At 45.5% G+C, this 12,068-nt stretch carries 7 protein-coding genes and 1 tRNA gene; all 8 read left to right on the top strand.

From position 1 onward, the window contains the following. Positions 1–13 precede the first annotated feature (13 nt). The 8 genes from MHM94_RS14105 to hrpA all read left to right on the top strand — a co-directional run bounded on the left by MHM94_RS14105 (position 14) and on the right by hrpA (position 12,029). Positions 14–89 (top strand) — tRNA-Ala (locus MHM94_RS14105). Positions 90–576: 487 nt separating this feature from the next. Then, the gene (locus MHM94_RS14100; protein ID WP_235419665.1) at positions 577–2,952 is read left to right on the top strand and encodes an Ig-like domain-containing protein; all 2,376 of its coding nucleotides are present in this window, start codon (positions 577–579) and stop codon (positions 2,950–2,952) included. A gap of 848 nt (positions 2,953–3,800) precedes the next feature. Further along, positions 3,801–4,427, top strand: coding sequence for a LysE family translocator (locus MHM94_RS14095; protein ID WP_235419664.1), 627 nt, complete (start codon positions 3,801–3,803; stop codon positions 4,425–4,427). A gap of 412 nt (positions 4,428–4,839) precedes the next feature. Next, positions 4,840–5,556 carry a hypothetical protein gene (locus tag MHM94_RS14090; RefSeq protein ID WP_235419663.1) on the top strand — a complete coding sequence of 239 codons (717 nt, stop codon included), beginning with the start codon at positions 4,840–4,842 and terminating at the stop codon, positions 5,554–5,556. A gap of 16 nt (positions 5,557–5,572) precedes the next feature. Further along, positions 5,573–6,316, top strand: a complete 744-nt coding sequence (locus MHM94_RS14085; protein ID WP_022944030.1) for a reprolysin-like metallopeptidase — start codon at positions 5,573–5,575, stop codon at positions 6,314–6,316. 142 nt (positions 6,317–6,458) lie between these two features. Continuing rightward, positions 6,459–7,487 (top strand): isoaspartyl peptidase/L-asparaginase, encoded by a 1,029-nt coding sequence (locus MHM94_RS14080; RefSeq protein ID WP_235419662.1) that lies wholly within the window; start codon positions 6,459–6,461, stop codon positions 7,485–7,487. A 78-nt stretch (positions 7,488–7,565) separates the two neighbouring features. Then, on the top strand, positions 7,566–7,994 hold the full coding sequence (locus MHM94_RS14075; RefSeq protein WP_235419661.1) for a CBS domain-containing protein: 429 nt from the start codon (positions 7,566–7,568) through the stop codon (positions 7,992–7,994). Positions 7,995–8,126: 132 nt separating this feature from the next. Continuing rightward, positions 8,127–12,029, top strand: coding sequence for an ATP-dependent RNA helicase HrpA (hrpA, locus tag MHM94_RS14070; protein WP_235419660.1), 3,903 nt, complete (start codon positions 8,127–8,129; stop codon positions 12,027–12,029). The last annotated feature ends 39 nt before the right edge of the window (positions 12,030–12,068 follow it).

Raw genomic sequence — 12,068 nt, 5'->3', positions numbered from 1 at the left:
AACGTCGTGTTTTGGGGCTATAGCTCAGCTGGGAGAGCGCTTGCATGGCATGCAAGAGGTCGGCGGTTCGATCCCGCCTAGCTCCACCAATCACTTCTTTTACTTACCAATACATTGATCCTCTTTATTTTTAGTTGCGAATATCTGACCTTACAGTTTAGATGAACAGGTTTAGACTTTATCTGACTGGCAGCTATGAGCGAAAAATAGACGTTCTCTAGCTAGCCTTGGTAGTGCTATCCTAATGCCAGCAAGAATGTAGCTCCAGCTAATACGTTCCTTTCAAAGCTTGCCATCTACAAAGATTTCATAACAATCAGTTTGGTTTGCTTTAAACAACCACATTATGGAAAGAATAAATAAATTACCTACTGAGTATTTTTCTGGTAACGAAGTCACCCACCCTAATTTACTCTGTGCAACAGCTGCGGCAAGGTTCAAATTGTTCCTATGGCCTGTCGAAGTGCTTAGGTGAAAACCTACCTGAACTTGCACTGTATAAGTGTTGATTGTATGGATTTTATGTGTTTATATACCCCCCATTTTTTAATGGAACATATCATGAAGGAACATATCATGAGTCAATTACGCTCATTTTGTTACTTTGCTCTGCTAATGCTATTAACAGCGTGTGGCGGCGGAAGTGATTCTGGCGACAGTAATAGCAGCGAAGGTAACAGCCCAGTACCACAAACCGCTATCTCATTTGCTGAAAATTCAATCCAAATATTGATAGACGAGATCCCACCAGTTAATAAGATATCAGGAGGCTCAGGCACGGGAGCAATAACGTTCTCATCGTCAGACTCATCAATAGTAGAAGTAGTGAACCCTCAAACCGGGCAAATAAAAGGTATTGGAGCAGGAAGTGCAACCATTAGTGTATCCAAAAGTGGTGATTCTCAGTACAAGTCAGCATCTGCCAGTTATTCAGTTGAAGTTAAAAAGCGTGAGCAAGAAGCATTAATTTTTGATGCAAGTTATGTCACAAAGTTTGTGGACGATTTAAACTTTACAAACCCGCTCAATGGTGGAAGTGGCACAGGCTCAATAACCTATAGTTCGAGCAACCCAGACGTTGCGACTATTGACCTTACATCTGGAGACGTAACTTTTACAGGTAATGGAACAACAATCATAAAAGCTACCAAATCCGCAGATGAAATATATAATTCAGCAGAAGCGTCTTATTCATTGACAATAAATAGAAGAAATCAAGACGACATTGTTTTTGAGCAAGACTCACTTTACATCTATATAGATGAAACTAAAACTAATCACTATACAGGCGGGAGTGGAGAAGGAGAGGTTACCTATTCGACATCCAATGCTGAAGTTGTGCTCATTAACACCGAAACGGGTTTATTGACACCTGTGGAAGCAGGTTCTGCTACCATTAACCTGACTAAATCGGGTGACACTTTTTATGAACCTCAAACAGCTCAGTTCACAGTTAATGTAACAAAAAGAGAGCAGGAGCCTTTATCATTCCAGTCTAACTCTTTAGATTTGTTAATTGATACCCCGATACAGAGCAATCCTTTATCAGGAGGTACAGGCTCAGGTACTATAACTTATCAATCCAGTGATACATCAGTGGTCGATGTCAATTCAAATACAGGAGAATTAACACTACTCACAGATGGGGTTGCAACTATAACCGCAACAAAAGCTTCAGATGCTGTGTACAGTGAATCAACAGCTTCCTATGATGTTGATATCAGTTATATATTAGATGAACTCAATATTGCCATCAGCTTAACAAATGCAGAGCTAACATGGAGTAAACAAAGTCAGCAACTGGAGCTATACAGAAGTACCGACGCCAACTGTGATATAGCCAATTACACTGCATGTGATAATTCGCAGATGAATATTATATCCGCACAAGATGCACTGCCACTTCAAGATAGCTTTATAAATATTCAGCGTTCTGTAGACACGCTAGAACACCAAAGTGCCTATATTAAAATTGCCCACGAAGACTATATTTCTAATACCGTCCATGTAACACCTTCCTTACCTCCTTTTAAACTTGGGTTTGGCGCTCAAATGGTATCCTTTAAAGGTAAGTTGTGGTTGATAGGGGGTGAATACTACGAAGGCGACGATACTATTTGGCAAACCGGCATTTGGTCTTCTACAGACGGAATAAACTGGCAACTTGAGGTTGCAAATGCGCCATTCGGGGGGCGTGCATACTTTGAATTAATTGAATTTAATGAGCAGCTTTATTTAGTAGGTGGTCAAAAAGGAAGGGGAACAGGTGGAGCTGCGGTAGAACAGTCAGATGTGTGGCGCTCTGATGATGGAGTTAATTGGACATTAATCCAACCTAATCCAGGGTTTTATATAGGAAAGGTAGCATCTGCAATCGTCTTTCAAGGTAAGCTATGGCTATATGGAGACGCCTACGGTAGTGAAAATAGCACAATCTACTCGACCGAAGATGGATTCAATTGGACTGTGCAAAATAGCTCGGCAGCATACAAGCCTAGACGTAAGCCTACATTATTTGTCCACGATGACATCATGTGGATGTACGGTGGCCTGGTAATTGAAAGTAACCAAGCAAAGGCGGCTAACGAAATTTGGTCATCAGAAGATGGAGTTAATTGGAGTTTGAGGAATGCAGCCCCCAATATTCCAAATGAATATGCTAATACTAGTAAAGTGTTCAATTTTAACGGCAAACTTTGGATGATTAACGGACAAGCTTATACCGCTAATAATAGCGCCGTCTATTCATCTGATAATGGAATAGACTGGACGGTCGAAGCAAGCCCTATTATATCTAGGTTTAATACCTATTTAACAGGTGCTAAGTTCTCTGATAGGCTGTGGATATACAGTGGTCGACAAGATGAGTATATCTGGCACTCCAAAGACGGAAAAGATTGGAGAACCTATGTCGAGCTACCAGAACTAGAATGGAGCCCAAGACAAAAATAATCCTAGGGTGATGATAGCAATTTAACGTGGACACCCATTCAACTTATCCACCCCAATTTGTATGTTGGGGTGGTTTGTCTTAGTTTGACTTTGAATGGGTGTTTTTATAAATAAAAGTTTAGCTCGCTGGTACAGGCGCAAGTGTTTCGAAAGTAGAGTGTAAACGCATTGCAAGGTGCTAAATTAGAGCGAAATTAAATAAGCTCGTCGCTTCGCTTGATTTTAGCTTATTCAATTCTGGCTGTTAGCTCAGCGTTGGTATGATCCCACATGTCAAGCAGAGTACACCGATCTCTGTCTAAACCTTTAACCTTCAGTTGCCGCTCAATAAATTGAGTTAACACATCGAATGAAGCAAGTAGTGTCGTCAGTTATCATGGCGAAGCGTCGCCTTGGTGGTATTCGTGGGTTACTCTCTTTTCGGTGAGCTGCGCCTTCTTTACTGAGCCCGTCGTGATTACTTCACAGCGACACATTGCCTCCAATCTATGTTCGTGGTTCAATAATTATTAATAATTACTGTTATCTCAAACGATAACCAAGTCACTATTGGCGACTCAAAACTCTCTAAGAGTTCACTTCGCTCAAAACACTAATTTGGTTAAGCAATCTTGTGAATCTGTCTTGGTTACAATTCGAGCTGATAAGTCGGCCAAAATTAAAGTTGTTTATGACACAACCCAAAAATTAAAATCATTGAACTATCAAGTGTCGTAGCAACCCTAACTAGTGCATCGATGGATAGACGCTTTTAGCTCGGCGGTCACTCATTCTTCGCTATTTTGGCCAAGCTTAATCCGGCCATTATGCCTGCGTCAGCACTCATATTCATACAACAAGGAGGTTTTATGTTCACTTTAGAAGTGTTTGTTACTTATACATTTGCATGTTTATTGCTCGTCATCTCGCCAGGCCCTGATAACTTGCTCGCGATTGGTCGAGGCTTAAGTCAGGGGAGGTTGGCGGCGGTAGTGTCAGGGCTGTCTTCTGGAGCGGGTATCTTATTTCATGTTGTCGCCGCAACTTTCGGACTAACGCTTCTAATTCAAACCTCGGAAGTAGCATTTTACGTCGTGAAACTTCTTGGTGCTGCATATTTAATTTGGTTGGGTATAAAGGTTCTTCGTTCGAGGAATCTGTTCTCATTAGAGCCCGTGAAAAGGCAGTCTTTGAAAGTTATTTTGTCAACGGGTTTTCTATCAGCAGCGCTCAATCCAAAGCCCGGCATGTTTGTTCTTGCTTTCATACCTCAGTTTGTGAATCCAAACTTAGGGTCAGTGACAATTCAAATGTTAGGCTATGGGGTCTGGTTTGCGGTATTAACAGCAGTAGGCTTCAGCTTAATGGGGGGGTTCTCGTCTCAGTTGTCCGGGTGGTTCAGAAATAAACCTAAACTTGTGTCAGGGCTCAATATTGGCGCAGGCATAACATTTGTCTCGTCAGGGTTAGCGGTGGCTTTTATGAAGCAGCGATAATCCAACTACTCACTTAGTATTTAAGAATAATTCGCAATGCTTGTCGTTTTTACTTCTCTTAGAGTGTAGGTAAGTGTTGCTCACACCCTAATGCGGCATTACCACCACTCTCTAGTGGCACAAATGCGACTGTCAGACTTGATTGAATTCTGTTAATCGAACCTAACTGATGAACCTTTATTCACTTCCCCCTTGGCGTTAGCAAAAGGAGTTTATGAGTACGCATAAGTACCATAAATGGGTATATTTGTTATTAAAATGTAAACTTATGTAAATGTCATAACCCATTGTATAGCATGGGCTTATTTGTAAATCTCAATACTTAATGCTTAAGTATTGAACATTTGTTAATTGAAAATTTATATTTGTATGATTATTCTGCGTTCCAAAATAACTAATAACGGAACGTATCATGCGGTGGATATTTTTAGCGCTTATCAGCGTGAGTGCAGGTGCACTTCTTTGGATTTATCTTGGGCAGCAAGGCCCAAGCACTCATCATAACGCAACAATCGAAACAACCGAGCAGCAACCTCCTGTTGCACAAATATCAATACACAAACAAGCGGTCACTGAACCGAAAAGCAGTCCCCAACCTTTGTTAAAGACACCAGCGAAGCACGATAAGCATCAGCCTACTGACTTTGGTGTTGCCTCGGTCAATAAGGTATCGAAAACCGCGCAAGCAAAGCTGCAAGAGGCGGGTGTGATCCCAACAGACTTACGCAATGAAGCCTATGTGGAATTTGACCTGAGCGCGTTGCGTGCTCTTGAAGCCGGTGACACTTTTGAACTGATGATACCGCAAACTCAAGAGAGCTTTGTTGCTGAAGTAAATAACGTCAGTGTCGCTGAAAATGGCGATAGGAGTGTGTTTGGTGCGGTAACAGGGGCAGGGGGGCGTTTTCATACCACGGTATTAACTGTTGGAAAAGACGCCGTCTATGGTCAGCTGACGGCACCCAGTGGCAATTATGTTTTTGAATCAAAAAACGAGCATGGATGGATAGCGGCAAAACGCGATCTTTATCGCCAGCACCAAGAGCAAGAGGTGCATGCAAGTAGTCACCAAGCTGACGCCAACCCGGAAAATTTCAATCCTCAATTTACAACCACCCCCACTAACTAAAAATAAGGGAACAATAATGAAAAAACTCGTAAAATCAGCGCTTATTGCAAGTGCTATGGGTGCGTCAATGGCGCAAGCAGCGACGATTGATATTGGTATTTTGTATACTGATGAAGCAGCAGCGGCTACAGGTAATATTAATACAAAGATCAATCAGTTGATTGCTTTTGCGAATCAGGTTTACAGTCAAAACGGTATTGATCTACAGCTTCGTGTTGCTGGCCAGCAAAACCTAGGTAATTACAGTATCAGCCCCTCAAGCAGTTGGTTAAACTCAGTGACCAATGCTTCGAGTGTTCAAAACCTGCGTAATAGCTGGGGAGCCGATATGATGGCTGTGCTAGGTAAAGGGGCAGGCTCGAATGGTTATATTACCTGCGGTATTGCTTGGGTAGGCCAAGGCAGCAGTGCTTCTGGTAACTTATATGCCTCTACTTCAAACAACATGTATAGCATTACCGCAGTGGACTGTGGAGCAACCACCTTTGTTCATGAACTAGGACATAATCAAGGCTTGGCCCATTCACGCAAACAAGGCGATACCAGTGGCGGTGTGTATGTCGATGGCATGGGTCACGGCGTTGATAATCAATTTGCCAGCATTATGGCCTACCCACATGTATTTGGCAGTGCCACGCAATATGATTACTTTGCCAATCCAAACTGGAGTGTAAACGGTCTGCCTTACGGTATAACTGGGCAAGCGTATGCCTGGAAAACCGTGGAAGCAACAAAAAACAGTATCGCCAACTTTAAATAGTATTCCCCCTGAATGAGGAGCACCACTGTGGTGCTCTTTTTTATCACTGCCGTTAATCGCATCAGGTTGCCAATCGTTATCCAAGCGCCCATAGTATTTGGCGAATAATAACAAAAGCCCTAGGCCATAAACGGAGAGCCTCATGAAGTCTATACTTTATACATTCGCAGCACTGAGTGCTTTAGCAGCGCAACCTGCTATGGCTGACGATGAACCCTTTGCCATTGCTATCCATGGTGGTGCTGGCACCATCGAAAAAGCCCGCTTCACTGCGGAGCAAGAAAAAGCCTATCGCGACAAACTCAAGCAGGCGGTTGAAGCCGGCTACCAAGTATTAGCGCAAGGAGGTGAAAGCCTAGATGCAGTCAATGCGGCGATCAATGTACTGGAAGATTCTCCTTATTTTAATGCCGGCAAGGGGGCCGTTTACACCTATGAAGGCACTCATGAGCTCGATGCCTCGATCATGGATGGACGTACGCGCCAAGCTGGTGCCGTAGCTGGAGTAAAGCACATTAAAAACCCTATTAACTTGGCACGCTTAGTAATGACGGACTCTGTTCATGTGCTGCTCAGCGGTGCAGGGGCTGAAGAATTTGCTCAGCAGCAGGGGGTGGAGAAGGTTGATAACAGTTACTTTGATACAGAGCATCGTTATGAAGCCTTGCTCAAGGCAAAACAAAAATTAGATAAAGCCAAGCCTGCTAGTCAAGACTACCAAGCTCGTCATCAAGCGTTACCAACATCCTATAAAATGGGTACCGTTGGCGCCGTAGCTTTGGATAAACACGGTAATATGGCAGCGGGTACATCAACAGGAGGCATGACGGCGAAGCGCTTTGGTCGTATTGGTGATTCACCGATCATCGGCGCGGGTACATTCGCCGACAATGAGTCTTGTGCGGTTTCAGCAACCGGCCACGGTGAGTTTTTCATCCGTTATCAAGTGGCGAGCGACATTTGCGCACGTGTGCAATATCAGCAAAAAAGCATAGCGCAGGCGGGTAAAGAAGTTATTTTTGGACCTATGTTTGACGCTGGTGGCACCGGGGGAGTCATCATTGTTGATGGCAAAGGGAACATCAGCATGCCGTTTAATACCAAAGGTATGTATCGCGCTAGCAAGTCATCAACCAGTGATACCTATGTAGCGATTTTTAAAGACGAATAAATCCTTCAAAGATATAAGCAATTTTGTAAACGCCAACTATAGTTAGCTATGTTGGCGTTTACTTATTTGGGGGTGCCTATGCAATCAATCAAAGTCGCTGATTATTACAACCATAGACCAGTAAAATTCAAAGCCACTATGCCGATTGAAACGGCTGTGGAGAGGCTATTACAAAGCGGCCAAACCGGAGGACCTGTTGTCGACGATCTCGGGACCATCATCGGTTTTGTGTCGGAGCAGGATTGCTTACAACATATGTTGACATCCACTTACCAAAATGAAGCACATACAGTTGTTGGTGATGTCATGACCAAAGAGCCACTGTGCGTGACGCCAGAGGAGAGTGTGATGACACTCGCCGAAAATATGAAAGTTGATAAGCCGAAAATGTACCCGGTATGTGATGGACAGGGTAAGTTACTCGGGATTATCACCCGCGCGCACATCCTACTGGCATTGGATAAGCATCTGCATTGTAATTATACGTCCGGACATCGATTTGTTTAGTGTTGCTGTAGGCTCTGACTAATAGCCAAAAAGGCCCAGCCATCGGCATTCAGAGCTTAATACCCGGTACACTTGGCGCTCATAGTTTGCTAAGCTTAGCGACCATTTTTAAGTCGTTAATTAGGGGCCTGAGTGTCAGCAAGCAAGCCGTTGTATGGTAAACTCTCCGAGTGTTTGAAAAAGGATCAGTTTGTATTAAAAAGGCGCCTGCAAGGCGCTGATAAGATTTCCGACTCCGAGAAGCAACAAAGCGTACTGGCCAAAATTGAGCAAGCGATAGAGCACAGCATCAGCCAGCGCGCACAACGCCTTAAACAACTGCCAAAGCCGCAATTCCCAGCGGCCCTGCCGGTTAGCGATAAACGTGAAGACATAAAAGCGGCAATAGCGAAGCACCAAGTGGTGATTGTCGCCGGTGAAACCGGTTCGGGTAAGACGACTCAGCTGCCGAAGATTTGCCTAGAGTTAGGCCGTGGCGTTGAGGGCTTGATTGGCCACACTCAACCACGTCGATTAGCCGCTCGCAGTGTAGCAGCGCGTATTGCCGAAGAACTTCATAGCCAAATCGGCGAAACCGTCGGTTTCAAAATACGCTTTAGCGACCAGGTCAGTGAACGCAGCTACATTAAGCTGATGACCGACGGTATCTTACTTGCAGAGATACAAAACGACCGCTACTTAAATCAATACGACACTATTATTATCGATGAGGCGCACGAGCGCAGTTTAAACATCGACTTTATCCTTGGTTATTTAAAGAACCTGCTACCCAAGCGCCCGGATCTTAAAGTAATTATCACCTCAGCGACCATCGACCCAGAGCGTTTCTCTCGCCACTTCAATGACGCCCCAATCATTGAAGTCTCCGGGCGTACATATCCCGTTGAAGTACGTTATCGGCCCTTAACCGAGATACAAGGCAGTGACGACAACCAAGATGAGAATGATCAACTGCAGGGTATTTTTGATGCTGTAGATGAGCTCTACAGCGAAGGCCCTGGCGATATTTTGATTTTCATGAATGGTGAGCGCGAAATTCGGGATACCGCCGATGCCTTGAGCAAGCGCAACTTAAAGCATACCGAAGTGCTGCCTTTGTATGCGCGATTATCCAATGCCGAACAAAATCGCATATTCCACCCCGGTAATAAACGCCGTATTGTGCTCGCCACGAATGTGGCCGAAACCTCACTTACGGTGCCTGGGATCCGCTATGTCATAGACCCGGGTACGGCGCGTATTAGCCGCTATAGTTACCGCACTAAAGTCCAGCGCCTACCTATTGAGGCGGTGTCGCAAGCCAGTGCCAATCAACGTAAGGGGCGGTGTGGCCGGGTTGAAGCGGGGGTGTGTATACGTTTATACAGCGAAGAAGACTTTCTTGGTCGTCCAGAATTTACTGACCCAGAAATTCTACGTACTAACTTGGCGTCGGTCATTTTGCAAATGCTGGGTTTGGGGCTTGGTGATATTAGCCAATTCCCTTTTGTACAGCCGCCGGATAGCCGCAACATCAACGATGGTGTGCGCCTGCTTGAAGAGCTCGAAGCAGTGCAAGCGAGCAAACATAAAGGGCGGACCAAGCTCACTAAGTTGGGGCGCGACCTAGCGCGTTTGCCGCTGGACCCTCGGTTAGCGAAGATGGTGCTTAGCAGTGTCTCCATGGGGGCGATGCGTGAAGTGATAGTGATTGCAGCGGCGTTAGCCATTCAAGACCCCAGAGAGCGTCCGCAGGAGAAAAAAGCCAAGGCCGATGAGCTGCATGCGCGCTTCGATGATGAGCATTCTGATTTCATCGCGTTCTTGAATTTGTGGCATTATTTGGAGCAGCAACAGCAAGCGCTCACCAATAATCAATTCCGCAGGTTGTGCCAAAAAGAGTTTCTGGCATATATGCGTATTCGTGAGTGGCAAGATATTGTTTATCAAGTCACGACAATTTGTAACGAAATGGGCCTAAAGGACAGTAACAACGAGCCTGAACATGAGGCGATACATCAGGCGCTGTTGAGCGGGTTACTCAGCCATATTGGCCAAAAAGACGAAAAGAATGCGTTTTATCAGGGCGCACGCAATAGTCAGTTTCATATTTTTCCAGGCTCCAACCTGTTTAAAAAGCGCCCCAAGTGGGTGATGTCTGCCGAGCTGGTGGAAACCTCCAAGTTATATGCTCGCATCAATGCCAAAATTGACGTCAGTTGGCTGGCGCCCCTAGCACAGCACTTGGTGAAACGCAGTTACAGTGAACCGCACTGGCAGAAAAAAGCCGGCGCAGTGATCGCCTTTGAACAACAAACTCTGTATGGCCTCACTATCGTGGCGCGTAAGCGCAGTCAGTACGATAAAATTGACCCGGCCCTTAGCCGAGAAATATTTATTCGCACGGCCTTGGTCGAGCAAGAGCTCGGCGCCAGTGAAGCGTTTTTGCAAGTTAACCGTGAGCTTATCGAAGAAGTTCAAGATTTAGAAAACAAGGCACGCCGACGCGATATTTTAGTGGATGAGCAAGCGCTGTTTGATTTCTATGACCAACACATCCCTAGTGATATATGTAATCGTGTTAGCTTCTTGAAGTGGTACAAAGAACAAAAGCGTCACAACAAACGCTTTTTGTTCATGCGCAAAGAAGACCTGATGCAGCACGGGGCCACTGAGATCACGGCGGATAACTACCCGGATGTGTGGATGCAAGGCAACCTAGTGCTGCCGTTGCAATATAACTTTGAACCCGGGCAAGACGTCGATGGGGTGGCGGTGCAAATACCCTTGGCGCTGCTCAACCAAGTCAGCGGCGAAGGTTTTGATTGGCATATTCCGGCGCTGCGCCATGAGTTGGTGTGCGCTCTTATCAAATCATTACCGAAAACCCAACGTCGCAACTTTGTGCCGGCACCGAATTACGCGGACGCGGTACTCAGCTCTGTAGAGCCACTGCAAGGGTCGTTGCGTGAGGCGCTGGCGCTGCGCCTATTTCGCATGACCGGAGCCAAAGTGGACGCTGAGGACTTTGATACTAGCGCCTTGGATGAGCACCTGCGCATGGCGTTTGAAGTGCGTGATGATAAGGGTAAGTTAGTGGCCCGTGGTTATGACTTAGAGGCCTTAAAAGCACAACTTGCGGATAAAGTGAGTAATACCCTATCGCAGGTCGCGGATAAGGGCATTGAGCGCGAAGGCTTAGTGGAATGGCAATTTGACTCTTTACCCCAGTCCTATGTGAAAAAACAAGGCCAATACGAGGTCAAAGCCTTTGTTGCCTTGGTCGACAAAAAAGACAGCACGGCGATTGAGCTATTCGATTCACCAAGCAAAGCATCTGCAGCGCATCAGATGGGTCTGCGACGCATGGTGCTTTTGAATATTCCTTCGCCAATTAAGTATTTGCAGCAGAATTTACCGAATAAAGCCAAACTAGGTTTGTATTTTAACCCCTTTGGTAAAGTGCAATTGCTGATTGATGATTGTATCGCCGCTGGGGTTGATAAGCTTCTGGAGCAATGCGGGGAAATCCGAGACGCCGAAGCGTTTAATAAAGCCAAAGAGTTTATTCGCGGCGAACTGGGCGACACTGTGGTGGCGATCGCTTTGCAAGTGGAGCAGGTGTTGAGTTTGGCCCACGGTATCCATAAGCGTATGCGTGGCAAAGTGGACTTAACCATGATCACCGCTCACGGTGATATTAAAAGCCAATTGGAAAGCCTCGTCTTTAAAGGCTTCGTTAGCCATCATGGGGCGCATAAAATGGCCGATTTATGCCGTTATATGAAAGCCATAGATAAACGTTTGGAAAAACTACCGGTGGACCCTAACCGCGACCGCTTGTGTACCCTTGAGCTGGATAAAGTAGCGCAGGCGTACCAAAAATGCTTGGCCAAACACCCCAAAGGCGAGCCCCAGCCGCCGGCCTTGCAAGCGCTGTTTTGGATGCAGCAAGAGCTGCGCGTATCGTTGTTTGCACAAACGCTGGGAACCCCTTATCCGGTTTCTGCAAAACGGGTGTTGAACGCAATTAATGACTATCTCGCCGAGAGTTAACTTGCATTCGCGCTAAGCTGAGGTAACTTTATATTATTA

It is taken from the genome of Pseudoalteromonas sp. CNAT2-18.1, assembly GCF_022347865.1.
In the GTDB taxonomy this organism is placed as follows: Bacteria; Pseudomonadota; Gammaproteobacteria; order Enterobacterales; family Alteromonadaceae; genus Pseudoalteromonas; species Pseudoalteromonas ruthenica.
The sequence above is the reverse complement of the archived record's forward strand: the minus strand, read 5'-3'. Positions and strand labels throughout refer to the sequence as shown.